Origin of the sequence: Bradyrhizobium sp. STM 3843 (assembly GCF_000239815.1) — a bacterium.
Taxonomy (GTDB): domain Bacteria; phylum Pseudomonadota; class Alphaproteobacteria; order Rhizobiales; family Xanthobacteraceae; genus Bradyrhizobium.
The window spans coordinates 19,107-45,290 of record NZ_CAFK01000116.1; the positions used below are offsets into that span (position 1 = coordinate 19,107).

Here is a 26,184-nt window from a genome sequence, read left to right on the forward strand (position 1 = left end):
ACGCGGTAGTTCCTCATACCGCGGGACGGGCCATTTTCCCCCTCGATCAAGATCGTAAGCCCCATGAAAACGGTTGCCCGCGGCCGGACATTGCGCGACAATCTGTAGCGTTACAGAGCTTAAGCGACAGGACCGGTCCATGGATGGCAGCCTTCCCGAACTCGGCGACCTCGAACGCGAGGTCATGCAACTGGTCTGGGAGCATAATCCGGTCACAGCCGAAACCGTCCGCGAGAAGCTGTCGCGCCCGTTGAAGGAATCGACCGTGCGCACCGTGCTGCGGCGGTTGGAAGAGAAGGGCTACACGACCCACACCGTCGATGGCCGGACCTATGTCTACACCGCCGCCGAGCCGCGGGCACGCGTTGCCGCCAAGGCGGTGCAGCGCATCGTCGACTGGTTCTGCGACGGGTCGGTGGAGGAGGTGCTGGTCGGCATGGTCGACAATGCGATGCTCGACCAGCGCCAGCTGCAGATGCTGGCGGATCAGATCGCTGCGGCCAGGAAAGACAAATCGCCGGTGAAGCCAGTGAAGAGGTCAACAGGCGGGAGGAAATGATGCTCACCGTTCTGGCGGAAGCGGCGCTTCGCACCGTCCTGCTGGGAAGCGTCGTTGGTTTCGGTCTTTATCTGTTTCGGGTCCGTCATCCGCAGCTGCAGATGACGGCGTGGCTGGTCGTGCTAGCGGCGTCCCTGGTGATGCCGCTGCTGATGCATTGGAGCACGGTGACGATCACCTTGCATGCGCCGCAGGCGGCCAGCATCAGCCCGGTCGGCCCCATCGAGGATCTGCTGCCGGCGTCCGCGCCGGCTCCGCTGGCGGACGAATTTGAGGCCGTTGACGTCGCGCCGGTCGCGAACGTTCATGTCGTGAGCCCATGGACGATCGCCACGATCATCTACCTGCTCGTGGCCGGATGCCTGTTGCTGCGGCTCGCGATCGGGCTACGGCTCACCTACAGGCTCGTCCGCAAGGCGCGGCCGCTTCCCGGCGGTCAGACGGCTGATCTGCGCATCAGCGATGTCGTCGCGAGCCCGGTGACGATCGGCTCGACCATCCTCGTTCCGTCGCAATGGCTGTCATGGGACGCGGTGAAGCGCGAAGCCGTGCTCGCGCATGAGCGATCGCATATCGCCAACCGCGATTTCTATGTGCTGCTGATCGCAGCGGTCAATCGTGCGCTGTTCTGGTTCAGTCCGTTTGCCTGGTGGCAGTATCGCCGGCTCGCCGATCTCGCCGAGATGATCAGCGACGCCAGTGCGATCGAGGCGCTCAACGACCATGTCTCCTATGCCGAGATCCTGCTCGAGATCGTTCAGGCCCCGCGGGGCAGCGCCGTTGCGCTGGAGATGGCGCGCGCCTCGACGGTGCGCGCTCGGATCGAGCGTATCCTGGGCGGCGGCGCCGGTCCGGCGAAGGTCCGCCTGCGCGGGCGCATCGCCGTGGCCGCGGCCATCCTGCCAGCCATCATCGTATCGGCGCTCGCGATCGCGACGCGGACGGAGATAGCGAAGGCGAAGGCCGTGGCCGGGCCAACCGAGTTGGGGATGTCGACGCAAAAGGCCGAGCGCATCAGCTTCTATTCGCTGGGGCCGCGCGGGGTTTTCGCGATTTCCCGCCATGGTGACGCGCTGTTCGGGCAGCTCACCGGTCAACGCCGGCTGCGGCTCGCATCGATCGGGCAGGGGGCCTATTCCTACGCCGACACCACCGGCCTGCTCAACTTCGTCGTCGGGAATGACGCGCCGCCGGATCTGGTCGTACATCAGGAGAGCCGCGAGTGGCAGGCCGGGCGCATCGCCGAACTATCGCCCTGTGACAGCGAGGCCGAGGCCAGGCCTGCCGCCGATTATCTCGGCTTTTACGAGTTGAGCCCGAGCCGGGTGCTCGCGGTGACCGCGAGCGGCGAGCGGCTGCAATTTCGCGAGACCGGGCGCGGCTCTTTCGAGGTGAAGGCTGATTGCCCCGATGCCTATTCGAGCGCCAGCGACGACCTCGTGTTGTTCCTGCGCGATAGCAAGGAACAGGTGACGCGGCTGCTGCTGCAGGATCCGCTGCTCGGTGCCCGGGTTGCCCACCGGGTCGACGAGCCGCGAGCGAAAGAGATCGAGGATAATTTCGCCCGGCGCATGGCCGAAGTGCCGGACCGCTTCCGCGAGCAGGTGCCGACGCCCGGCAGCCGCGAGATGGTGCTGCGGGGCATCGCAGATCTGCAACGGGGCGCGCCGAACTACGAACGCATGGGGGCGGCGCTCGCGAGCTATATCCGCCAGCACATGTCGTCGCTGCGGAGCACGCTGGTGACGCTGGGCGACGTGCAATCGATCTTCTTCCGCGGTGTCGGCGGAGGCGGCTACGACATCTACGGCGTGAAGTTCGCCAACGGCTCGGCAGAATTCCGCATTCTGGTGGGGCCAGAGGGCAGGGTCGATGACGTGCTGTTCCGGCCCGACGGCAATGATGCGCCGGGCGAGGTGCTGAACTGCGCCAGCGAAGCGAATTTGCGCGCGCAGCCGGATCAGACGCCGATCAAGCTGATGATCTACAACGCGACCGGCGCTGAGATCCGCCTGTTTCGCGTCGACGCGCAGGGCCGGCGGTCGCCGCATGGCGTGGTCGAGGACGACCTGTCGTCGTCGTTCCTGACCGAGATCGGCAGTCCCTGGATCGTCGCCGATGCGAATGGGCGTTGCCTGGAGATCATCCTGCCGGGGCGGCGGACGCGCTATAACATGGTCGAGGCGCAGCGGATCGGCAACGCAGCCGACCATTTCGGCGAACGCCGGGGCGCGCCCGCGCCCGGCAGCGAGGACAAGCTGCGGCGCTATATCGAATCGATCGCCGACGGCCACCCGGATTATGAGCACATGACCACCGAGGTCGCCGCCTATACGCGGCAGCAATTGGCGATGAACCAGGCCATCCTGGCGCGGCTCGGCGCGTTGCGGGCGATCAGCTTCCGCGGCGTCACCGCGCTGGATAGCGACATCTACATGGTGCATTTCGCCAACGGCACCGCCGAATGGCGCATCGGCCTTGCGAGAGACGGCAGCATCGGACGCATCGCGCTCGGTCCGTCGTACTGATCTTTCGGGCGGGCCGATCTGAACCTGTGCTGAGCTGACGGCACGCTGATCCGCACCGTCAGCTCGCTGCCCGCGCGGTACCATCCCCGTTGGCGCAATCTCGGCTTGCGGGGCTGCGTCTCAAATGCTACAATTTGTAGCGCTACAGATCGTCATGAGAGGACGGCGCGATGCAGAGCTCGCCCAAGGCGGACGCGGTGCTGGTCTTGAACCGGTTCGGACTGGGGCCTCGTCCCGGCTCGATCGTTGGCATCGCATCGGATCCGCGCGGGGCGCTGCTGGCCGAGCTCGAACGGGCGCCGGCGATGCTTGCAGCGGCCGCCGCCTTGCCGTCCACGGCCACGGCCTTTCGCGCCGTCAATGAGGCTAATGCGCGCCGCCAAGCCAAGACCATCGCGGCGAAGAAGGCGCGCGAGGAGGCGAAGCGGCAGCAGGTTGCGGCCGGCGCGACCATGGTCGCGGATAGCGGGCAGGCCGACACCGAAGCGGACGCCAAGGCGGCAGCGGAAGCGGTGCCCGATCCCGGCCGTCAGTTCTATCTCCAGGAGGCGAAGGTGCGGACCGAGGCGGCGCTGACCGCCGAGATCGGCTTTGCCGAGCGCCTGGTGTGGTTCTGGTCCAATCATTTCTGCATCTCCGCCGACAAGATCCAGAGCATGTCGGGCGGCTATGAGCGCGAGGCGATCCGCCCCTACGCGCTCGGCCGCTTCGTCGACCTCCTGCTCGCGGCGGAGGGGCATCCGGCGATGCTGTTCTATCTCGACAACAACGTCTCGATGGGCGCGAACTCGATCGCCGGCATCAACCGCACGCGCGGCCTCAATGAGAACTTCGCGCGCGAGATCATGGAGCTGCATACGCTGGGCGTGCGCAGCGGTTACGGCCAGGATGACGTCATCGCCTTCGCCAACGTGCTGACCGGCTGGACGCTGCTGCCGCCGGCCGACAATCCCGAGCATGGCGGCGAGTTCAGCTTCAATCCGCGCCTGCACGAGCCGGGCGCCCAGACCGTGCTGGGGAAGAGCTATGCCGAGGAAGGTGTCGAGCAGGGGCGCGCCGTCCTGCGGGATCTCGCCGCCCATCCCGCGACGGCAACGCATGTGGCGGGCAAGCTGGCTCGCGATTTCATCGCCGATCAGCCGCCTCAGGAGCTGGTGGACGACATGGCGCGGGTGTTTCGAGACACCGCTGGCGATCTCAAGGAGGTTGCCAAGGCGATGGTCGCATCGCCCGCGGCCTGGACTCTGCCGCCGACCAAACTGAAGCGCCCGTCCGAATGGGTGGTCGGGATGGTGCGCGCGGCCGGGATCACGGAAGTCGATGCGCTGCGTTTCACGCAGGGGCAGAGGATCCTGGGCGAGGCGCTGTGGCGGCCGCCGTCGCCGAGGGGCTACGCCGATGACGAGGCGAGCTGGATCGACGGCCTCGGCCGGCGGCTCGACGTCGCCAATGTCTTTGCCGAGCGCATCGCCGGCCAGGTCGATCCGCAATTCGTGACCGAGACCGTGCTGCAGTCCTGCGTGTCATCGGACGTGATGGAGGCGATCGCGCACGCCGAAAGCCGCCAGCAGGCGCTGGTGCTGCTGTTCATGTCGGCGGATCTTCAGAGGAGGTGACGATGGCCGGATTTCATCTGCCGACGCGACGCGATGTGCTGCGCGGCTCGGGCGCGCTGTTCGCCTGGACCCAGATGCCGCGCCTTGCACGCGCGGAAGGGCGCGATCCGCGCCTGCTGGTGATCGTGCTGCGCGGCGCGCTCGACGGGCTCGGTGCGGTGGCTCCGGTCGGCGATCCCGACTGGGTCGGCTTGCGTGGCGATCGCGCGCTGCTCCTCGACGGCAAGCCGCCGGCGCTGTCGCTTGACGGCTTCTTTGCGCTCAATCCGGCGATGCCGAACCTGCACCGGCTGTATCAGGCGAAACAGGCCGCCGTGGTGCATGCGACCTGCACGCCCTATCGCGAGCGCTCGCATTTCGACGGTCAGGACGTGCTCGAAAGCGGCATGGTCAAGCCCGGCGCGACCGACACCGGCTGGCTCAACCGCGCGCTCGGCGAGATGCAGTCCGACGGCCGCGTCAATCTCAACGGCAGCCGCGTGCTCGGCGTCGGCGCGGTGACGCCGCTGGTCGTGCGCGGCAAGGCGCCGGTGATGTCCTGGGCGCCGCAACTTCTGTTGCCTGCGAGCGCGGACACCCAGATGCGGCTGCTCGATCTCTATCGCCACACTGATCCGAAGCTGGCGGCGGCGATGGAGGGGCGGATCAATCTTGCCGCGATCGGCGGCACCGCCGCACCGAGCGCGCCGATGACCGATGATCCCGCGGCCGCGCTGCTCGGCTTCGCCCGCGTGCGCACCTTCTTCGCGGACACCGCAGGCGCTGCTGCGCGCTTCCTGGCGCGGGCCGATGGTCCGCGCGTCGGCGCCCTCGGCTTCGTCGGCTGGGACACTCATGTCAATGAGGGTGCGGGCTCAGGCCAGCTCGCCAATCTGCTGGGCGCGCTCGACGGCGCGATTGCTGCGATCGAGACCGGCATGGGGCCGGCGTGGGGAGAGACCGTCGTGGCCGTCGTCACCGAGTTCGGCCGCACCGCGCATATCAACGGCACCAACGGCACCGATCACGGCACCGGCACGGTTGCCTTTCTCGCGGGCGGCGCGTTGAATGGCGGCCGCGTGATTGCGGACTGGCCGGGCCTAAAACTCGCCCAGCTCTACGAGCAGCGCGATCTCAGGGCGACGACCGATCTGCGGGCTGTACTCAAGGGATTGCTCAGGGATCATCTGCGCGTCGACGACCAGGCGCTGGCGGCGCGCGTCTTCCCTGATAGCGGCGACCTCGCGCCTATGGCGGGTCTGTTGGCATGAACTCAGCGACCGACGGCCGGGCATTCGACAGCGCGCGACGTGGGCTCATTCCCCGTCGCGTGCTGTTCGACAATCCGACGTTCTTCGACGCCAAGCTGTCGCCGGACGGACAATTCGTGTCCTGGCTCGCGCCGGTCGACGGCGTGCTCAATCTCTGGGTCGCGCCGTGCGATCACATTGCCGGCGCAGAGCCGGTGACGCGCACGAAGGGCCGGCCGATCACCTGGCAGGATTGGAGCCCCGACGGGCGCTTCCTGATGTTCATCAAGGACGAGAACGGCGATGAGAACTTTCATCTGTTCGTGGTCGATCCATGGACGTGCGCGTTGCGCGACCTCACGCCCTATCCGGGCGTGCGCGCGATGCCGACGCTGTGGTCGCGCGCCGTGCCGAACCAGATCGCCGTCACGCTCAACGATCGCGACCCTCGCAGTCCCGACGTGTTCGCGCTCGATCTCGACAGCGGCGAGCGTACGCTGATCTGGCAGAACACCCAGCAGCTCGAGTTCGTCGGCCTGGACTGGCAGCTCAAGCCGCGGCACGCCCGCAGCTACGCACCCGACGGCGGCGCGCGGCTGTGGCGGATCGAGGACGGCACGCTGGTGCCCTGGTGCGACGTGCCGTTCGAGGCGAGCTGGAGCACGCGGGTCGCGACCTTCGACATCAGCGGACGCCATCTGCATCTGTTCTCCTGCCTGCATCACGACAAGACGGCGCTGGTGCGCATGGACTGGGCGACCGGCGACGAGCAGGTGCTGTTTGCCAGCGATGAGGCCGACGTGACCGGCTGGATCCTGGATGGACAGAGCTTCGAGCCGCTGGCGGCCGCGATCGATCCCGGCCGGCAGCACTGGCATGCGATCTCCGGCGCGGTGGCGAATGATCTGGCGCTCATCCGCGATGCGCTGCCGGGCCATGCTTTTCACGTCATCAGCCAGTCCGACGACGCCCGCCGCTGGACTCTGATGAGCTACACGCCGCAGCAGCCCGGCACTTTCCATCTGTACGATCGTAACAGTGGCACGGTGACCGAGCTGTTCACCGCGCGGCCGGAGCTGAAATCATACCGCCTCGCGCCGATGCATCCGATCAGCGCCAAGGCACGCGACGGGCTCGATCTGGTGTCCTATCTGACCCTGCCGTCTGACATCGACGGCGACCGGCCGCCAGAGCCGCTGCCGATGGTGCTGGTCGTGCATGGCGGGCCCTGGGGCCGCGACGTCCACGGCTATCGCGGCGACCATCAATGGCTCGCCGATCGCGGTTATGCCGTGCTCTCGGTGAATTATCGCGGCTCGACCGGCTTCGGCAAAGCCTTCGTCTCGGCGAGCGAGAAGCAGCATGCGCGCAAGATGCACGACGATCTCATCGACATGGTCGACTGGGCGGTCGCGCAAGGAGTAGCGCTGCGCGACCGGATCGCGATCACCGGCGTGTCCTACGGCGGCTACGCCTCCTTCGTCGCCGCAACCTTCACGCCGGAGGTGTTCTGCTGCGCGGTGCCGGTGGTCGGCATCACCAACCTGCAGACGCTGCTCGAATCCATGCCGCCGTATTGGTCGGGATTTGCCGAGTTCATGTATCGCAGCTATGGCGATCCGCGCACCGCGGCGGGGCGGGCGCTGCTGGCCGAGCGCTCGCCGATCCATCAGGTCGACAACATCACAAAGCCGATGCTGATCTTCCACGGCGCCAACGACGTGCGCTGCCTGATCGCGGAGAGTGATACCATCGTCGCCGCGATGCGACAGCGGAGTATTCCGGTCACCTATATCGTCTATCCCGACGAGGGGCATGGCTTCCAGAAGCCGGAGAACCGCCTGTCCTATATCGCGATGGCGGAGGCCTTCTTCGCGCGCCATCTCGGCGGCGCATTCGAGCCGATCGACCGGGATTTCGACGGTTCCAGCCATGAGGTGAGGGCCGGCGCGCCGCTGCTGGCCGACTATATCGCATAGACGAGCGCCCTCGCGGCGCCCAATCCGCGAGCGCCTGCCGGCCTATCGCCCTGCCCAGATGGCGGATGGACGGTACCACGAACCCCATTTACATCACCCTGCGATCGCGCTGAAAATGGCGCTCTCTTGATGTGTGCCGATGCAACGGACGATTCCGGAGCAGGGGGCGACGATGATCAATCCGAATGCCTTAGCGGGGTTGCGCCGGATCGAACGCGACGTGCGGCTCGATCTGTTTCGGGGGATCGGTCTGTGGATGATCTTTCTCGATCACATTCCGCATGACGTCGTCTCCTGGCTGACGCTCCGCAATTACGGCTTCAGCGACGCCGCCGAATTCTTCGTCTTCATTTCGGGCTATCTGGTCGGCTTCATCTACGCGCCAATCATCCGCGCCGGACTGTTCTTTGCCGCCGCCAAGCGGCTGCTGCGGCGGGCGCTGCAGATGTACGTGGCCCATATCATGCTGTTTCTTTTGTTCACCGCCCAGATCGCGCGTACCGTGCGGCGGTTCGACAATCCGCTATATGAGGACGAATTCAACATCCACAATTTTCTGGAGCATCCGGACGTGCTGATCGGGCAGGCGATCACGCTGCGCTACAAGCCGGTCAATCTCGACGTGCTGCCGCTCTACATCACCCTGGTCGCAACAGCCCCGTTCATGCTCTGGTGCCTGGTGCGCCGGCCGAACCTGACGCTCGCGGCGTCGGTGGTGCTCTATGCGTTCTCGCGCTGGTTCGATTGGAACGTCCCATCGTATCCGGCGGGCACGACCTGGTATTTCAATCCGTTCTGCTGGCAGCTTCTGTTCGTGTTCGCGGCATGGTGCGGCAATGGCGGCTTTGCGCTGATCGCGCGGTGGGTGTGGTCGCGCGCGGTGATGTGGCTTGCGGTGGCGTGGCTGGTCTTCGCCTTCCTGATCGTGATGACCTGGCACATCCCGGCGCTCGCGGTGCTGGTGCCGAAATGGATGATCAAGGTGATCTATCCGATCGACAAGACCGACCTCGACCTGTTCCGCCTGACGCATTTCCTCGCGCTGGCGACCTGGGTCTCCTATCTCGTGCCGCGCGACTGGCCGCCGCTGAAGGCGCGCTGGACATTCCCGATGCGGCTCTGCGGCCGGCACTCGCTGCCGATCTTCTGCCTCGGCGTGTTCCTGTCGTTCTCGGCGCATTGGATCCTCATGCAATATACGCGTGGCGTCTGGGAGCAGCTGGCGGTCAGCGCCGCCGGCATCCTGATCATGATCGGCTTCGCCTGGCTGCTCGAGCGCACCAACGAGGTGCCCGACCTGTTCGTCGAGGTGCTGGAGAGCAAAGAGGCCGGGACCGAGAGCGCCTGATGCCGGGGGAGAGATCGATGCCTGCGCGGATCCTGATGATCGTTGCGATGGTCCTGGCTCTGACCGGTCACGCCGGCGCGCAAGCGCCGTCGCCCGAGGCGTTGGAGGCCGCGCGCAACCTGGTCGTGACCATGAAGCTGGCTGATCAGTACAAGGCGATGCTGCCGACCATCCTGCTCGGCATCAAGCCGGTGCTGGTGCAGGACCGGCCGGAGATCGAGCGCGACTACGAGGCGATGGCGGCGACGGTTGGTGACGCCTACACGCCGTTCTATCAGGCCATGGTCGATCGCGTCGCCGCGCTCTATGCCAGCGCGTTTACGATCGACGAGCTGCATCAGATCGAGGCGTTCTATCGCACGGCAGTCGGTCAGAAATTGCTGGAGAAAGTGCCCGCGCTGGCGCAACAGCGCGAGGTCGTGGTGCAGGACATCAGCCGCAAAGCTGCCGATGAGCTGAAAGCGCGCCTGACCGACGCGCTGCGGCAGAAGGGGCACAAGCTGTGACGGCGTCGTCACACAGCGTGCGCGACACAAAAATTTCGTAACTCAGCCTCTTGCAAGGGGCCCCGGTGCAAGCTGGAAACGTCTCGATTCGCCACGGTTCGAACCATGCCTGCCGTGATGTCCTGGACCAGCGTACCGCCAAGCTTCCCCTCAACTCGGTCCAAGAAGCAATCTTGCGGCCGGCCTTACGACGGTGCTCTGCTCTGTCGGCGAAGGTCAGGACCGAGCCTGGTCCATCGAGATGACGTTTCCGCTCGCGCGGTTCCTCCTTGGCAGCCTGACGCGCGGCAATTTCTCGGCTTGTCGTTTTGCAGGATTTGTGGATTTCTTGCCTGGCGATGATCGTTCGAGCATGTGCGAAATCCCGCTTCGGCCGTATACGCCGGCATGGCGACGGGTGGCTCGTGACGATCACCGCGACAGCCCGGGAACCAATGCTTTCAACGCCATGGGCGTGTCGCCGGCGTCGGTTCGAATGCAAGTTCAACCACGCAGGCTCAGTGACGCCAGGCTTTGAAACAAATGGGCTTCAGTATTTCGGGATTGCCGCAGTGCCATGGAGATAACATCCAGTGAATATCAATCGGCGCGGCATTTTAACGACATTCGTAGCCACAGCGGTTAGTTCGGTTAGTGAAAAGGCCCTCGCATTTGTGAGAGGCGGGATACGGTCAGCATCCACTGCCGCTCCAACCTGGCAAACGCTCAAGGTCGGCGGCGGCGGCAACATGCGCGGTATGGATGTCGTCGGGACCACGCTCCTTGCGCGGTCGGATACTCACCCAGCGCTCTATTTTTGGGATTCGGCGGCCAACAGATGGGACCCTTTAGTCACGTCCTATTCGTTGCCATCCAACTATGTGGCGTCCTATGGCAACAACGTCTTCGCGGATGGCGTATGGGAAGCGCGCATCTGCCCGAGCACGTTGACCAAGCTTTATATGGTCTATCTCAGCACGCCATTCGTTTCGACGAACAGCGGGCGGACTTGGACGTCGATCAAATCCGGTGCGTGGCCGAGCTTTGCCAACAATGGCGTTGCCGGTTGGTTTGAGGCGAACGGCGATCACGGCGTCTGCAACATGGCGGTTGATCCCGCCAATGACCAGATCGTGTTTGTGGGATCGCCTGCAAACGGTCTGCTCAAGACCAGCAACAGCGGCGGGAAGTGGGTCGTCGACAGTGGCGTTCCCGCTGCGACGTCGCAAGGTATCGGAATTGTCTTCGATCCCACGTCCTCGGTGGTTGGCGGCGCAACTCAAGGCATATTTGCCGTCTCGAACGGGCAAGGGGTTTGGCATTCGACCAACGGCGGTTCGTCATGGACCAGGCTCAACACGACGGGAATGCCGACCGCCTATTGGGATATGGTCGTAGATCAGCTCGGGACGCTATGGATCACGACAGGCGCGGGAGGTGCACTCCGGTCGTGGACGTCTGAAACTGGATGGGTCAGAAACTCACTCAGGGATGGCGCAGGTCTCAGCGGGATCGCGGTGTCGCCTCTTACTCCTAATAATATGCTCTGCTGCAGCCTCGGCGGTCGCATGTACATCTCGACTGATCGTGGGAGCACCTGGACCACGTCGATCATCACCTCGAGGGTTGACGGCAGCGCAGACGCGCCTTGGCAGAATTGGGGACCTTCTGCTGGCTACGCTGGAACAAATAACGGCGGCTATAGCCGAGGATCCTATGGATACTCGGCCAACAGGCTTCTGTTCGATAGCACCGGCGTCGTCTACATGGCGCAAGGGTTCGGGGTTTTCTCAGCGCCGACGCCGTTCGCGAATCCCAACAATATCACCTATAGGGCACAGTCTCGCGGCATTGAGGCGCTTGATGCCACCTGTGTTATCCATCCTCCGGGCGGGGTCCCGATCGGAACTGCATGGGATCTACCGATCTGGCGGTGGCCGGACTACGGCGCGGCATATCCATCGAAGTACGGTCCGGACGACGACTTCTATGCCAACATGCCAACCTACGGCGTGGCTCTGAAGCGTGGTCACATGATCGACTATGCCTCAAGCTCACCAAATTTCCTTGTTGGCTTGACCTCGTTCGGTTTGTACTACTCCAGTGATTACGGCAGCACCTGGTCGCGGATGTCAAACCAGGCGGCGCTGGGAGATACCTATTATCAGGGAGCTTGCGTCGCATCGTCATCCCCGACCAACCATCTTTTCTTTGGTGTCGGCTCAGGGCTAATCTACACGACTGACAACGGGGTGACGTGGAAAAAATCGTCCTATGCCGGCAGTGGCATGCCGTCTTTCCCATTCTTCTATGAATGTGTCATCGCAGCCGATCGCGTCACGCCCGGAAAGTTCTATGTGCTTTCCGCCGGCGACAAGATGTACGTGTCCACGGATGGCGGGGCGACGTTCAAGGCCGCCGGCGCGCTGACCGACGCCCTCGGGCTCGCGCGAGTCAAATGCGTGCCTGCGAATGCCGGGCATGTGTTCGTCGTGACCGGAAACTCGCTCAATCGGCAGCCAGTGCCCAGCGCCATCTTGAAGTGGTCCACCAAGAGCGGCACCTCGTTCTCGACGCTGTTTGACTTCCACAGCGTGGAGGACATTGGCTTCGGGACGGTCGTCGCGGGCCAATCCTATCCAACGCTCTACATCGCCGCCCACCGCGCCAGCACGGCGACCTACGGCATCTACAAGTGCAACAACTTCAACCCGAGCACAGGCGCCGGCACCTGGACGCTGATGACGAATTCAGACGGGACGAACTATCCGGAAGGGTGGTTCTCTGCGATTGCCGGCGTGGCGGGTGACCCGGTCAACGACAATAGATGCTCAATCGCTTATACGAATGGCGGGTTCAAGAGGTACGGTTAATCCCGTACCTTGTTGATGGCGCGATTCGGGAGCCGCCGCGCTCGCGACGCCGCAATGTAGTCGTTGCGCACGCAATCCGCTTTCGAATTGATTGGATCAAGAGTGAGTTTTGTGAGGCTCTTGCGAAATCCCGAATATCGAATGACCGACAGACTGTAGCATTTCGCCGATCGGTTCCGAGCTCTTCTCCCCATGCTCCTCGAACAGGATGATCTTGGTGCTTGCGATACGATTGAGCCGGCACTTGCGACTTCAACATGCGTTCGTGGTTATGGATTCCGGGCTCGCTTGCTCCGCAAGCGCCCCGGAATGAAGGATAAATTGTGTACTCCCTCTACTCGTCATTCCGGGGCATCGCGCAGCGATGAGCCCGGAATCCATAACCACGCGCTCATTTGCAATGTGCTCCATGAGCACGATGCGGATCTCATTTTGTATCAGCGCTCCAACTGACACTTTACAAATTCCGAAATTGCTGTAAGAGCACGGGCCACGACGTTGCGGATTTCCGCCAGCGAGAGACCTATGCCGTATTCGTATCCACGCCCGATCAAGGAAGCAGCGCTGCCGCTGATGCGGCAATGCCTGAATTCCGCGCGCGTGCCGGCGGTCTCCGCAGGCAAGGCGCTGCCAGGCAATATTGCACCGATAGCGTAAAGGCGGCGGGTTTTCCCTCTGCCTTGGGCAGAGAGAAAATCCGCAAAGCCGTGGTCCCTTCGGGGACGATCTCGACCGACCTCTCTGCTTGCACAACGGTTTGCGCGATCTGACATCGCGCTGGCCTGATATCTGGAGCCCATGTCGGGTTTCCGGACCTGTAACTGCTTGAGAGAGGAGGATCAGATGCGATCCGATCCCTACCGAGAGCGGGCGCGAGAGCTGGCGGTTGAAGCCGGCCTCGATCCCGATGCCAAGATCGACCGGCCCGGGCAGCGGCCGATGCCGCTGTGGTGCACGTTTCACGACGCCGCCCGCAAGGAGCAGCTTGCGCGTGACGCGGAGGCGCTCGCCAACACCGTGGCGGGCCGGCCGCAGGCGGCCGAGTATCAGAACAGCCCGCTGAAGGTGTTCGGCCAGCACGAGGACGCGACGCTTGCGCAGATGCGCAATTGCATGGCGGTCGGCAACGCCGTGGCCGGCGTGATCTGCGCCGACGGCCATCTCGGCTATGCCCAACCGGTCGGCGGCGTGATCGCCTATGAGAAGCAGATCAGCATCTCCGGCGTCGGCTTCGACATCGGCTGCGGCAACATGGCCGTGCGTCTCGATACTCAGTTCAGTGAGATCGAGAACAAGGTCGGTGCGATCACCCAGGATGTCGCCAAGGTGATCTCCTTCGGCGTCGGCCGCAAGAATGCACAGCGCGTCGAGCATGAGCTGTTCGACGACGCCGATGCCTGGCGCGAGTCCGACATGGGCGAGTACCGGCAGAAGGCCGTCGGACAGCTCGGCACGGTGGGTTCGGGCAACCACTATGTCGATTTGATGCGCGATGAGGCCGGCTTCGTCTGGATCGGCGTGCATTTCGGCAGCCGTGGTCTCGGCCACACCAGCGCGACGCGCTACCTCAAGGCGGCCGGTGGCAAGGACGGCATGACCTGCCGTCGTCGACGAGGACTCGGAGCTCGGGCGGCGCTACATCGCCGCGATGCAGTTGGCGGGGCGTTATGCCTATGCCGGACGGGAGTGGGTGGTCGAGCGCGTGCGCGCGATCATCGGCGGCGCCGTCACGGACATGGTGCACAACCACCACAACTACGCCTGGCGCGAGACCCATGGCGGCAAGGACCTGTGGGTCGTCCGCAAGGGGGCGACGCCGGCCTTTCCTGGCCAGCGCGGCTTCGTCGGCGGCTCGATGGGGGACGATGCCGTCATCATCGAGGGCGTGGAGTCCGAGGAGGCGAAGGCTTCGCTGTACTCGACGGTGCACGGGGCCGGGCGGCTGTTCGGGCGGCGGGAAGCCAAGCGGCGTTTCACCCGCGCCGAGATGGACGCGTGGCTGCAGGGCCGGGGCGTTACCCTGATCGGGGCCGACCTCGACGAGAGTCCGATGGCCTATCGCCGTCTGCCGGAGGTGATCGCCGAGCACGCGGGCTCGGTGAAGGTGCTTCACACCTTGCGTCCGTTCGCGGTGGTGATGGCCGGCGAGGGCGAGTTCGATCCGTTCAAGGATTGAGTTCGTCGTCACGGCCGATTGGCGGTCAACGTGTGGTTCAATTCAAGAGGACAGGCCGCCCACGGGCGGCTTGTCATTCCGGTGGAGGATGATGATGGCTGAGCTGACATGGAGAGCGGATAACATCGAAACGATCGCGGGCTTTTTCTCGGCTGCGGAGTGCGACGATTATATCGCGTTCGCGGAGATGATGGGCTTCGAGGAGGCGACCTTGTTTGCGCCACGCGGTGTGAAGGACGTACGCAACAATGATCGCGTCATCGTCGACGACGCCGAGCGCGCGCAGGAGCTCTATCAGCGGCTGATTGGTCATCTCGCGCCGTCGTTCCAGCATCGCTGGACGCCGGTCGGGCTGAACGAGCGGTTGCGGCTCTATCGCTATGATGTCGGGCAGCGGTTCGAATGGCATCGCGACGGCCACTTCGAGCGGCCGAACGGCGAGCGCAGCCAGTTCACCTTCATGGTCTATCTCAACGATGACTTCGAAGGAGGAGCGACATCGTTTGGCGATGACAGCGGTCTGACGCCTGATGGTCCTCTTCGCATCACGCCGGAGAAGGGCATGGCGCTGCTGTTCCACCACCCGATCATGCATCGCGGTGATCCCGTCACCAAGGGGCGCAAATATGTGTTGCGGAGCGATGTGATGTACCGGCGCCTCGCTTGAGGCCGTCGCGCTCAATTGCTGGAAGCCGCCCACGGGCGGCTTTTCGCCCAATGAACATCGTCGAGGCCGGGTACGACAAATATTTCTGAATTGGAATGCGAGACGAGCGATGATCGATGGAAACACCTTGATCGCCTGGGGGTTCAAGCCGGGCCGCTGGTTCAGGGATGGACTGGCGACGGCGAACGCGTTGCGCGCCGAGGGCGCCGACGACGACGCGATTTTCGCGGCCTTGCAGGCATTGCAGCCGCTCGAAACCTTGATGCGCACCAATGGACTCCCGTTCTCCATGCTGATCGATGCCGAGAACGAGCTGGAACGTGCCAACGTCGCGGCCGTGGCGCAGCACATGGATGCGCTGATGAGAGTCCCGACCATTGTGATCGGCGCGGTGATGCCGGATGCCTGCCCGTCCGGGACGACGACGGGCACGATTCCCGTGGGCGGCGTGGTCGCCTGCGAGGATGCGATCCATCCCGGCTTCCACTCTTCGGACATCTGCTGCTCGGTCGCGATCACGGTGTTCACGCGCAAGGATGATCCGAAACGCGTGCTCGATGCCGTTCACGCCGTCACTCATTTCGGCCCGGGCGGCCGCGACAAGCTGCTTAGTCCGCCGGACGAGGTGATGGCTGCGTTCGACGCCAATCCGTTCCTGAAGGGCCTGGAGCGTTTCGCGGTCGGCCACTTCGCCACGCAGGGTGACGGCAATCATTTTGCATTTGTCGGCCATCTGAAGTCGACGGGCCAGGTCGCGCTGGTGACCCACCATGGCTCGCGCGGCCTCGGCGCACAGGTCTACAAGCGCGGCATGGCCGCGGCCAGGAAGCACACCGCGATCCATGCGCCGAAGGTCCCGGACCACAATGCCTGGATCAGAGCGTCGAACGACGACGGGCGCGCTTATTGGGAGGCGTTGCAGGTGGTGCGGCTCTGGACCAAGGCCAACCACCACGCCATCCATGATCTCGCGGCCGCCAAGCTTGGTAACAAGATCGCCGATCGTTTTTGGAACGAGCACAATTTCGTTTTCAGGAAGACGGACGGCCTGTTCTACCACGGCAAGGGCGCAACCCCGAACTGGGCGGGCTTCTCCGCCGATGATGACGGGCGCACCATCGTGCCGCTCAACATGGCGGAGCCGGTGTTGTTGTTGAAGCATACCGACAACAAGGACGCGCTTGGCTTTGCGCCCCACGGCGCCGGTCGTAATCTCGGGCGCAAAGCGTTTCTGCGCCAGAACCGGCCCGAGCTGCCTGATGGCATCGACGCGCGCTTCTACTGCGGTAAGCCGGACCTGTCCGAGCTGCCGCAGGCCTACAAGAACGCGGCCTCGGTGCGTGCGCAGATCGAGGCCTATCGCCTCGGTGAAGTGATCGACGAGGTGATCCCGTACGGCTCGGTCATGGCCGGCGATTGGGAAGCCGATGCGCCGTGGCGGAAGGGACGGTGAGGTTCGGAACGGGACGTCGCGCGAAAGTTTCGGCGAGATCGGAGAGGCCGCCCACGGGCGGCCTCCGGCCAAGCAGGATGGAGGCGAGACATGAGCGAGATCCGGTGGAGAGCGAAGAATGTCGGTACGATCGAGGGCTTTCTCTCGCTCGGCGAATGCGACGACTATGTTCGGTTCGGCGAGGCGATCGGCTTCGCCGAAGCACCGATATCGACCTTGGAGGGCATGATCATGATGAAGGACGTTCGTAACAACGATCGGGTCATGGTTGACGATTCCGCGCGGGCTCAGGCGCTTTATGAAAGGCTCTCCGGTCATTTGGCGCTACGATTCCAGAAGACGTGGGTGCCCGTCGCGCTGAACGAACGCCTGCGGCTCTATCGGTATGATGTCGGGCAGCAGTTCGACTGGCATCTCGATGGCCATTTCGAGCGCGAACTCGGTGAGCGCAGCCAATTCACCTTCATGGTCTATCTCAATGACGACTTCGAAGGCGGAGCAACGTCATTCAAAGATGGCTATGGAGGAGCCTCGATCGGTGATCCGTTTCGGATCAGGCCGGAGAAGGGAATGGCGCTCCTGTTCCACCATCCGATCATGCATCGCGGCGATCCAGTTACGAAGGGGCGCAAATACGTGCTGCGAACCGATATCATGTATCGTCGCCAGGGGTGAGGCATGGCGCACCACACGCAACCAATTGGCGGTTGCGTGTGGTGCTGCCGTCGGCCATCCTTGCGGTGAGATGCATTGGGGGGCGTGGTGACGGGCGTCGAGGCTGGAGCGATCAGGTCGAAGCGGGAGCCCTGGTGGTCGATCGCGGCTGTTTTCGTGCTCGGTTTCGTGCTGCTGTCGCTCTTGACGGCGTCGCCGCTGTTGGTTCGTGCCTTTCTGTATCAGCCGTTCAATATTCCGGCCGGCTCGATGAAGCCGACCTTCCTGGTCGGCGACGTCTTCTTCGTCGCGAAATATCCCTACGGCTATAGCCGTTACACGTGGCCGTTGTCCTGGCCGTCCTCCCTGGCTGCTTCGGCCCGCATCTGGGGTGCTGTGCCCGCGCGCGGCGACGTCGTCGCGTTTTTCCTGCCGAAGGATAATGCGACCGTGTACATCAAGCGCGTGGTCGGGCTGCCCGGTGACCGCATTCAGATGAAGGACGGGCGGCTCTACATCAACGAGACGCCGGTCGTGCGCGAGCGGCGCGACGACGCGGTCGGGCTCAGCGCCTGCGGCGACGAGTCCCGCGAGCGCGTCAAACGCTGGCGCGAAACCCTGCCGAATGGCGTGAGCTACGACACGCTCGATTGCCTCGACAACGGTTTCTTTGACAACACGCCCGTCTATACCGTGCCGCCCGATCGATTGTTCATGCTCGGCGACAACCGCGACAATTCCACCGACAGCCGCGTGCTCAGTCAGGTCGGCTATGTCCCGATCGAGAACGTCATCGGCCGCGCCGCGATGATCTATTTCTCGGTCACAGGCGGCGAAAAGGGGGAGCCGGGCCGGATCCGCTTCGAGCGGATCGGGATGATGGTACGGTGACTTTAGTTAGCTGCGTCAGCACGGATACCGCGCATCGCCCTGTCATCGCACCAGGGGCATTTCAAGCCGCGTCGCGCGGCACGATCTTCTTGTAATTCTGTGTCTGTGCCGCCTTGGAAAGATCATAGGCGGTCTGCAGGTTCATCCAGAAGCGGGGGTCGGTGCCGAAATAGCGGCCGAGCCTGATCGCGGTGTCGGCCGTAACATCGCGGGTGCCGCGCATGATCTCGGTGAGACGATTGGGCGGCACGTCGAGCAGCTTTGCCAGGGCGCGCGCAGACAGGCCAAGAGGAATCAGGAATTCCTCGCGGAGCACTTCGCCGGGATGGGTGCGCAGGCGGGGCATCGTCCTCTCCTTCAATGGTAGTCCACGATCTCAACTTCTTCTGGACCGTCAGAGGTCCATCGAAAGCAGAGGCGCCATTGCTGGTTTATCCGAATGGAATGCTGACCGCGACGATCGCCTTTCAGAGCTTCCAGCCGGTTGCCCGGCGGGGAGCGCAGATCCTCCAGACGAACGGCAGCATCCACCATGTCGAGCTTCCGAAGGGCGACCACTTCGAAGCTCCGCCACTTCGCAGAGCAGGCGCCGTCCCGGAACAGCCGCTCAGTCGCCCTGTCGGCAAAGCTGCGGATCATGCGCCATGATGTGATACGTATCGCGTATCAGTCAAGTCTCTCGTTGGTCTGAAAACAAAAAGGGCGCGGTTCGCACCGCGCCCTTCGTAAAGTTCAGAGCAGTTGGACCTTAGAAGTCCATGCCGCCCATGCCGCCGCCCGGAGGCATTGCGGGGCCGGCCGCGTTCTTCTTCGGCAGCTCGGCAACCATCGCCTCGGTGGTGATCAGGAGGCTGGCCACGGAGGCCGCGTTCTGGATCGCGGTGCGCACGACCTTGGTCGGGTCGATGATGCCCTTCGAGACCATGTTCACGTATTCGCCGGACTGCGAGTCGAAGCCGTAGGCATACTGCTCCTTCTCGAGGATCTTGCCGACGATGACCGAACCGTCCTCGCCCGCATTGATGGCGATCTGGCGGGCCGGAGCGGAGAGCGCCTTGCGGACGATCTCGATGCCGGTCTTCTGGTCCTCGTTCTTGGAGCGCAGGCCCTTGAGCTGCTCGGAGGCACGGAGCAGGGCGACGCCGCCGCCCGGCAGGATGCCTTCCTCGACAGCAGCGCGGGTCGCATGCATCGCGTCATCAACGCGATCCTTGCGCTCCTTGACCTCGACCTCGGTCGCGCCGCCGACGCGGATCACCGCGACGCCGCCGGCGAGCTTGGCCAGACGCTCCTGCAGCTTCTCACGGTCGTAGTCCGAGGTGGTCTCCTCGATCTGCGCCTTGATCTGGGCCACGCGCGCCTCGATGTCGGCCTTCTTGCCGGCGCCGTTGACGATCGTGGTGTTCTCCTTGTCGATCATGACCTTCTTGGCGCGGCCGAGCATCGACAGGTTGACGTTCTCGAGCTTGATGCCGAGATCTTCCGAGATCGCCTGGCCGCCGGTCAGGATCGCGATGTCCTGCAGCATGGCCTTGCGGCGGTCGCCGAAGCCTGGCGCCTTGACGGCCGCGACCTTCAGGCCGCCACGGAGGCGGTTGACGACCAGGGTGGCGAGCGCTTCGCCTTCGACGTCCTCAGCGACGATCACCAGCGGCTTGCCGGTCTGCACGACGGCTTCGAGCAGCGGCAGCAGCTCGTTCAGCGACGACAGCTTCTTCTCGTTGATCAGGATGTAGGCGTCGTCCATCTCAACGCGCATCTTGTCGGCGTTGGTGACGAAGTAGGGCGAGATGTAGCCGCGGTCGAACTGCATGCCCTCGACGACGTCGAGCTCGGTCTCCAGCGACTTGGCTTCCTCGACGGTGATGACGCCCTCGTTGCCGACCTTCTTCATGGCGTCGGCGAGGAACTTGCCGATCTCGGCATCGCCATTGGCCGAGATGGTGCCAACCTGGGCGATCTCGTCGTTCGAGGTGACCTTCTTGGAGTTCTTCGACAGGTCCGCAACGACCGCCTCGACCGCGAGGTCGATGCCGCGCTTGAGGTCCATCGGGTTCATGCCGGCGGCAACCGCCTTGGCGCCTTCGCGCACGATCGCGGCGGCGAGCACGGTCGCGGTGGTGGTGCCATCGCCGGCAGCATCAGCGGACTTGGAGGCGACTTCGCGCACCATCTGCGCGCCCATGTTCTCGAACTTGTCGTCGAGCTCGATCTCCTTGGCGACGGTGACGCCGTCCTTGGTGATGCGGGGAGCGCCGAACGACTTGTCGAGCACCACGTTGCGGCCCTTCGGGCCGAGGGTGACCTTCACGGCATTGGAGAGGATCTCGACGCCGCGCAGCATGCGGTCGCGGGCGTCGACGCCGAACTTCACGTCTTTGGCTGACATATTGGGTTTCCCTGAGTTGAAACGTCTATCTCACCCTTGCCGGGGCGCCCGCGGGGCGCTCCTCAGGGTGAGCGTGTGCGAGCGGATAATTAGGCGGCTTTCTTCTTGGCGCCGACGTCGGTCAGCACGCCCATGATGTCGCTTTCCTTCATGATCAACAGCTCCTGGCCGTCGATCTTGACCTCGGTGCCCGACCACTTGCCGAACAGCACGCGGTCACCGACCTGGACGTCGAGCGGGACCAGCTTGCCGCTCTCGTCGCGGGCGCCGGGGCCCACCGCGATCACTTCGCCCTGCGAGGGCTTTTCCTTGGCCGAGTCGGGGATGATGATGCCGCCGGCAGTCTTCTCTTCGGCGTCGATGCGCTTGACCACGACGCGGTCGTGAAGCGGACGGAAAGCCATACAGTCCTCCTAAGCTATTGAGGCGATTATCAGTTTCTGGAGATTGGCAGTCGATGCCAGCGAGTGCCAGCCTGCCGGGCTGGACATAGGCGAGAGTTTTGGAGCCGGCAAGGGCTTCTAGCAGAAAAATTAGCAGTCAATCACGCGGTCTGCCAGAAGGTCCGGGCATCGTTAACGAGGCCGGAACGGATCGTGAAACCCAGTATTAGCACCCCCGCTAAGTCGCTGCTAGTGCAGGAAATTTCAACAACCCGTTAAACATTTAGGCTTGTGATGGATTGAAGTCATGCGTCACATTTCTCTCATGTGAGCGCATCTTCACCGGGTGACTCCATCGCAGGTGCCACGCGGGGACAATGCGCTTCCTAAAACGGAGGTTGGCATGGTGTCGAAGGTTGCCGTTTCCGAGGATTTTCGGAAACAGGTCCTGGGTTACGGGCTGACGACGGCGCAGATCCTTTATCGGATGCCGGATCATCCCTCGCTGCTCCAGACCTACGTCTGGCAGAATTACGACCTGTTCCCGAAATTCCCCGCGCTGCAGGACTTCCTGGCGTTCTGGCAGAGTAAGCTCGAAGGGCCGCTGTTCTCGGTGACGGTGGCGCATTCCAAGCTGATCAAGCCAGCGGAGCTGCGCGCAGTTGACGGTGTGTTCCGGCTGAACTGAGCGGAAGCCATAGTAGAAGCGGCAACCACGGTGTCATTCCGGGGCATCGCGTAGCGATGAGCCCGGAATCCATCGGGCGGCAGAACGTGTGGCAACGTGGATTCCGGGCTCGTGCTTCGCACGCCCCGGAATGACGATATATCGAGGCGCGACAGCGGAGCTCCTTCAATCTGTGCTACCCTTCGCTCGAGGAAACCGAAGGAGAGCACGATGGCCAGCAAGAGCCGTGCGAAGAAGGCGGCATTACGGACCGCCGCGAAGGCGGCGACGCGCAAGACATCGCCGCGCAAGAGCGCCAAGGCGAAAGCCAAATCTGCGGCGGCCAAATCGATTGCGCGCCGACCACTCCCGCGCAAAGCTGCCGCCGCGCCTGCCGTGCGGCGGAAGAAGCAGCGGATCGCCATCAGCCATCATCGCGATGAAGACTTCAAGGCCGATGGGCTGCGCGCCTACGCGCACTACCGCGACCTCGGCATTGCTGACGCGACGCATGGGCTCGCGCGCGCCCATGTGATCCGGCTGCTGCCGCCCTGCAACCCGCAGGAGGTTGCGAAGCTGCACACCCACGACGTCGAATTCCAGATGGTCTATGTGCTCAAGGGCTGGGTGAAGAGCTATCTCGAAGGTGTCGGCGAAACGCTGATGAAAGAGGGCAGCGCCTGGACCCAGCCGCCGCGCATCCGCCACATGATCCTCGACTATTCCGACGACGTCGAACTGCTCGAGGTGATCCTGCCGGCCGACTTCAAAACGGTCGAACTCTCGACGTAAATCGGTCTGAAACAGCTGGAAACATTCGCCCTGCGGTCGCGGCGGCCTGACCGCATGGTGTTTGTCACATCTTTGCCCGGCGTTGTTGGGCGGGATGGGCCCGCAAGGAATGCGATGTCCGCATCGCGTCCGCCGTGGGCTTGTGTCAGGCGTATGCGTTCCGTTGTCGTCAATAGCCGCCCAGTTCCGATCGGTATCCTTCCCAGGCGCGTCATTCCCGGCGGCGCGTTATCTCGACGATGTCGCCAGCCCTGGACATCGGGATGATATCGACTGGCTGCGCGCCATCGCAGTCCTGTCCGTTGTCGCCTTCCATTTCGAGACGCCGGGAATTTTCGGCGGCTTCGTCGGCGTCGATATCTTCTTCGTCATCTCCGGCTATCTGATCATCGGCATCCTGCAATCCGAGATCGCGCAGGGCCGCTTCTCCTTCACGGGATTCTATGAGCGGCGGCTGCGCCGGCTGTTGCCGGCGCTCTATGTCATGGTGGTGCTGACCGCGCTGCCGTCATTGCACTTCCTGCTCAACTCCGAACGCGCCGAATTCTTCCGCTCCGCTGTTGCGGTCGTCACCTTCACCTCGAACATCTTCTTCTGGCAGCAGTCGGGCTATTTCGATCGCGCAGCGGTGGAGAAGCCGCTGCTGCACAGCTGGTCGCTTGCGGTCGAGGAACAGTTCTATCTGGTGCTGCCGGTCCTGATCTGGGGCGTGCTGCGGTTCGCCCACGGCCGCCGACTGGTGCTGCCGATCACGCTGGTGATGCTGGCCGCAGCTTCATTCGCGCTCGGTCTCATTTTGATGCGCGACGGCGCGTCCGCGAGCGCCTTCTTCCTGAGCCCGGCGCGGGCGTGGGAATTCCTGATCGGCGGACTGGTGGCGCTGCCGGGCGTGCGGCAGCCGCGGCCCGGGCTCGCGCAGCGAAGCGCACGCGGATTGTCGCTGCTGCTGATGGCGATCCCGATCCTGTCGCTGCGGCCAGGGCCCGGCTTTCCCGGCCTCAACGCCGTGGCGCCGTGCCTCGGCGCGGCCATGTTCATCTGGAGCGGGATTGGTGTCGCGAGCCCCGCGCGCGGCGCGCTGTCGCCGCTGTCGCTCCTGCAGTTCTTCGGCCGTATCTCCTATTCGCTTTATCTCTGGCATTGGCCGCTGTTCGCCTTTGCGCGCTTTGCCAAGCCCGGCCTCGTGCTCGAGGCTCACGAAAAGGCCGCGCTGTTCGCGCTGACGGTCGGCGTCTCCTATCTGTCCTGGCGCTATGTCGAGCAGCCGTTCCGCAGCCGCAGCCTGGCCGCGACCCCGCGTGCCGCTTTCAGCATGGCGGCGGTCGCAAGCCTGCTGCTGCTCCTCGGCAGCGGTGTGGGAGAGATCTTGGGCAGCTTCAGCTCCGAGGCCGATCGCGCCGCGGCGCAGCTCGATGCTTACAACGACTACGACATGAAGCCGGTCTATCGCTACGGCACCTGTTTCACGACATCGGATGGGCGGCTCGGTGACGCCTGCCTGACTGCGGTGCCCGGCAAGACCAACATCCTGCTGTGGGGCGACAGCTTTGCCGCACATTACTATTACGGCCTCAAGGCCAGCCTCGATCCTGAGGTCATCAACATCATGCAGGCGACACAACCGGCCTGCATGCCGACGCTGAGCGCGGAGACGCAAGGCCTCGCCTCCTGCCGCGCATTCGCCGCGCAGATGCGGGACTATTTCGGCGAGCAGAAGCCGGACCTCGTGGTGATGTCGGCGGATTGGCTGGAATATGCCCGGCCGCCGCGCTTTGGCGGCATGATCGCTGATCTGAGGCAGACCATCACGCGCCTGAACGAGGCCGGCATTGCCGTCGTCCTGCTCGGTCCCTCGTTGCAGTTCCGCGCACGTCTGCCGTCCATGCTGGCGCGCGCGCAGCTGCGCGGCATCGCCGCGACGTCGGAGCAATTCGTGCGCGCCGACATTTATGCGCTCGACCAGATGATGCGCAACGCGTTGCCGGTCGGCGAAGGCCTGTCCTATCTCTCGGTCCTGGATGCCGTCTGTCCGGAGCAGCGCTGCCCGCTCACCGAACACAGCCTGCCGCTGTCCTTCGATCATGCGCATCTGACGGCCGAAGGCTCGGTCTATGTGATGGCGAAGGTAGCGCCGAGCCTGAAGATGGTTCTGCCGTAAAGGGTATGGCTCAAGTCAATACGCCGACGATCGCGCCCATCAGGCAGGTGGTGAGCGTGCCCGAGACGATCGATTTCAAGCCGAGGGCATTGATCTCCTCGCGCCGCGAGGGCGCCATGGTGCCGAGCCCTGCGATCATGATGCCGAGGCTGCCGAAATTGGCGAAGCCGCACATCGCATAGAGCATGATCAATCTGGCACGTGGATCGAGCGCGGCAGCGTCGAGCTTGGATAATTCGACATAGGCGATCAGCTCGTTCAGCACGGTCTTGGTGCCCATCAGGCTGCCGGCGGTGACGGCTTGCGACCAGGGCAGCCCGATCAGCCAGCACACCGGCGCCATGACCAGGCCGAGCAGCCGCTGCAGCGAGATGTCGGCGCCCCCGATCGCAGGCAACAGCGACAGGATCGCGTTGGCGAGATGCACCAAAGCGACCAGCACGATCAGCATCGCGACGATGTTCATCAGGAGCTCGAGCCCTGCGCTCGTGCCCTTGACGATGGCGTCCATCGTGCTCGCAGCGTCCATTTCGGGATCGGTTAGCGCACCGCCGGTGAGCTGTTTCGCGGTCTCCGGCACCATGATCAGGCTGACCAGGATCGCAGCCGGCGCGCCGAGCACGGAGGCAATGACGAAATGCGCGGCCGCATCGGGGATCAGCGGCGCCAGTAGGGTCGCGTAGAGCACCAGCACGGTGCCGGCGATGCCGGCCATACCGCCGGTCATCACCAGAAACAATTCGCTCCGCGTCATCTGCGCGAGATAGGGCCGGACGAACAATGGCGCTTCCACCATGCCGAGAAAGATGTTGGCTGCGGTCGACAGCCCTACGGCACCGCCGACGCCCAATGTGCGCTCCAGGAGCCACGCCATGCCGCGCACGATCGGCGGCAGGATGCGCCAGTAGAACAGCAGCGTGGTCAGCACGCTCATGACCAGCACGATCGGCAACGCCTGAAACGCGAGGATGAAATCGGCGCCGGGCGCCTTGAGGTCGAAGGGCAGGGCGGCGCCGCCGAGATAGCCGAACACGAAGGAGGTGCCGGCGCGCGAGGCCGCCGAGATCGCGCCGACCGCGTCGTTGATGGCGCCGAAGGCGCGCGCGACCACCGGAACCTTGATCAGGACCACCGCGGTGACCAGCGTGACCACAAGGCCGAGCACGGCCTGCTTCAGCGACACCGCGCGGCGGTCCTCGCTGAGCGCCCAGGCGATCAAGAGCAGCGCGACGACGCCGAACGCGGATTGCAGCTGTAGCATTGGTCCCCCGAGTTTGGTCACTATGAGCAGCCCAGATAGCAAAGCGCAATGCCATGCGCAGACCTCGGGGCTGAAG

The 26,184-nt window shown here is 64.0% G+C and carries 22 protein-coding genes and 1 pseudogene; 18 read left to right on the forward strand and 5 right to left on the reverse strand.

Annotation, left to right across the window (positions count from 1 at the left end; all coding sequences use genetic code 11):
• Nucleotides 1-139: 139 nt before the first annotated feature.
• The 15 genes and pseudogenes from BRAS3843_RS14960 to lepB all read left to right on the forward strand — a co-directional run bounded on the left by BRAS3843_RS14960 (nt 140) and on the right by lepB (nt 18,458).
• Nucleotides 140-559 carry a BlaI/MecI/CopY family transcriptional regulator gene (locus tag BRAS3843_RS14960; RefSeq protein WP_008969778.1) on the forward strand — a complete coding sequence of 140 codons (420 nt, stop codon included), beginning with the start codon at nt 140-142 and terminating at the stop codon, nt 557-559.
• A complete protein-coding gene (locus BRAS3843_RS14965; protein WP_035981767.1) occupies nt 559-3,087 on the forward strand; it encodes a M56 family metallopeptidase in 2,529 nt (842 codons plus the stop codon). Before BRAS3843_RS14960 ends, BRAS3843_RS14965 begins: the two co-directional genes overlap by 1 nt.
• A gap of 170 nt (nt 3,088-3,257) precedes the next feature.
• On the forward strand, nt 3,258-4,703 hold the full coding sequence (locus tag BRAS3843_RS14970; RefSeq protein ID WP_008969780.1) for a DUF1800 domain-containing protein: 1,446 nt from the start codon (nt 3,258-3,260) through the stop codon (nt 4,701-4,703).
• Between the two features lie 2 nt (nt 4,704-4,705).
• Entirely contained in the window at nt 4,706-5,953 is a 1,248-nt protein-coding gene (locus BRAS3843_RS14975) for a DUF1501 domain-containing protein (RefSeq protein ID WP_035981761.1), read from the forward strand.
• Nucleotides 5,950-7,911: a S9 family peptidase gene (locus BRAS3843_RS14980; protein ID WP_008969782.1), complete on the forward strand. Its 1,962-nt coding sequence runs from the start codon at nt 5,950-5,952 to the stop codon at nt 7,909-7,911. Before BRAS3843_RS14975 ends, BRAS3843_RS14980 begins: the two co-directional genes overlap by 4 nt.
• A 172-nt stretch (nt 7,912-8,083) precedes the next feature.
• Nucleotides 8,084-9,259: an OpgC domain-containing protein gene (locus tag BRAS3843_RS14985; RefSeq protein ID WP_008969783.1), complete on the forward strand. Its 1,176-nt coding sequence runs from the start codon at nt 8,084-8,086 to the stop codon at nt 9,257-9,259.
• Nucleotides 9,260-9,276: 17 nt separating this feature from the next.
• Nucleotides 9,277-9,765, forward strand: a complete 489-nt coding sequence (locus BRAS3843_RS14990; RefSeq protein WP_008969784.1) for a DUF2059 domain-containing protein — start codon at nt 9,277-9,279, stop codon at nt 9,763-9,765.
• 241 nt (nt 9,766-10,006) lie between these two features.
• Nucleotides 10,007-10,282: a hypothetical protein gene (locus BRAS3843_RS40725; protein WP_139024868.1), complete on the forward strand. Its 276-nt coding sequence runs from the start codon at nt 10,007-10,009 to the stop codon at nt 10,280-10,282.
• Between the two features lie 55 nt (nt 10,283-10,337).
• Nucleotides 10,338-12,617 carry a hypothetical protein gene (locus BRAS3843_RS14995; RefSeq protein WP_139024869.1) on the forward strand — a complete coding sequence of 760 codons (2,280 nt, stop codon included), beginning with the start codon at nt 10,338-10,340 and terminating at the stop codon, nt 12,615-12,617.
• Nucleotides 12,618-13,730: 1,113 nt separating this feature from the next.
• Nucleotides 13,731-14,135 (forward strand): annotated as a pseudogene (locus BRAS3843_RS42500) (RtcB family protein); the annotation flags it as partial.
• Nucleotides 14,136-14,271: 136 nt separating this feature from the next.
• Nucleotides 14,272-14,793, forward strand: a complete 522-nt coding sequence (locus BRAS3843_RS42505; RefSeq protein WP_277996480.1) for an RtcB family protein — start codon at nt 14,272-14,274, stop codon at nt 14,791-14,793.
• 94 nt (nt 14,794-14,887) lie between these two features.
• Nucleotides 14,888-15,460: a 2OG-Fe(II) oxygenase gene (locus BRAS3843_RS15005; RefSeq protein ID WP_008969790.1), complete on the forward strand. Its 573-nt coding sequence runs from the start codon at nt 14,888-14,890 to the stop codon at nt 15,458-15,460.
• A gap of 109 nt (nt 15,461-15,569) precedes the next feature.
• Entirely contained in the window at nt 15,570-16,913 is a 1,344-nt protein-coding gene (locus BRAS3843_RS15010) for an RtcB family protein (protein ID WP_008969791.1), read from the forward strand.
• Between the two features lie 90 nt (nt 16,914-17,003).
• Entirely contained in the window at nt 17,004-17,588 is a 585-nt protein-coding gene (locus BRAS3843_RS15015; protein WP_008969792.1) for a 2OG-Fe(II) oxygenase, read from the forward strand.
• 111 nt (nt 17,589-17,699) lie between these two features.
• On the forward strand, nt 17,700-18,458 hold the full coding sequence (lepB, locus tag BRAS3843_RS15020) for a signal peptidase I (protein WP_050886437.1): 759 nt from the start codon (nt 17,700-17,702) through the stop codon (nt 18,456-18,458).
• Between the two features lie 61 nt (nt 18,459-18,519).
• Here lepB and BRAS3843_RS15025 read toward each other — a convergent pair whose 3' ends face one another.
• From BRAS3843_RS15025 to groES, 4 genes are all read right to left on the reverse strand, one after another.
• Nucleotides 18,520-18,804 carry a HigA family addiction module antitoxin gene (locus BRAS3843_RS15025; protein ID WP_008969794.1) on the reverse strand — a complete coding sequence of 95 codons (285 nt, stop codon included), beginning with the start codon at nt 18,802-18,804 and terminating at the stop codon, nt 18,520-18,522.
• Between the two features lie 11 nt (nt 18,805-18,815).
• Nucleotides 18,816-19,097, reverse strand: a complete 282-nt coding sequence (locus BRAS3843_RS39625; RefSeq protein WP_083841370.1) for a type II toxin-antitoxin system RelE/ParE family toxin — start codon at nt 19,095-19,097, stop codon at nt 18,816-18,818.
• A gap of 109 nt (nt 19,098-19,206) precedes the next feature.
• Nucleotides 19,207-20,847, reverse strand: coding sequence for a chaperonin GroEL (gene groL / locus BRAS3843_RS15035; RefSeq protein WP_008969796.1), 1,641 nt, complete (start codon nt 20,845-20,847; stop codon nt 19,207-19,209).
• Nucleotides 20,848-20,936: 89 nt separating this feature from the next.
• Nucleotides 20,937-21,251, reverse strand: a complete 315-nt coding sequence (groES, locus tag BRAS3843_RS15040; RefSeq protein ID WP_008969797.1) for a co-chaperone GroES — start codon at nt 21,249-21,251, stop codon at nt 20,937-20,939.
• Nucleotides 21,252-21,633: 382 nt separating this feature from the next.
• Here groES and BRAS3843_RS15045 point away from each other — a divergent pair, with 382 nt between their 5' ends.
• The 3 genes from BRAS3843_RS15045 to BRAS3843_RS15055 all read left to right on the forward strand — a co-directional run bounded on the left by BRAS3843_RS15045 (nt 21,634) and on the right by BRAS3843_RS15055 (nt 24,847).
• A complete protein-coding gene (locus BRAS3843_RS15045; RefSeq protein ID WP_008969799.1) occupies nt 21,634-21,918 on the forward strand; it encodes an usg protein in 285 nt (94 codons plus the stop codon).
• 210 nt (nt 21,919-22,128) lie between these two features.
• Nucleotides 22,129-22,689: a cupin domain-containing protein gene (locus BRAS3843_RS15050; protein WP_008969800.1), complete on the forward strand. Its 561-nt coding sequence runs from the start codon at nt 22,129-22,131 to the stop codon at nt 22,687-22,689.
• Between the two features lie 163 nt (nt 22,690-22,852).
• Nucleotides 22,853-24,847, forward strand: a complete 1,995-nt coding sequence (locus BRAS3843_RS15055; protein ID WP_008969801.1) for an acyltransferase family protein — start codon at nt 22,853-22,855, stop codon at nt 24,845-24,847.
• A gap of 10 nt (nt 24,848-24,857) precedes the next feature.
• On the opposite strand, the gene BRAS3843_RS15060 is transcribed toward BRAS3843_RS15055, so the two are convergent.
• A complete protein-coding gene (locus tag BRAS3843_RS15060) occupies nt 24,858-26,108 on the reverse strand; it encodes a nucleoside transporter C-terminal domain-containing protein (protein WP_008969802.1) in 1,251 nt (416 codons plus the stop codon).
• Nucleotides 26,109-26,184 lie beyond the last annotated feature (76 nt).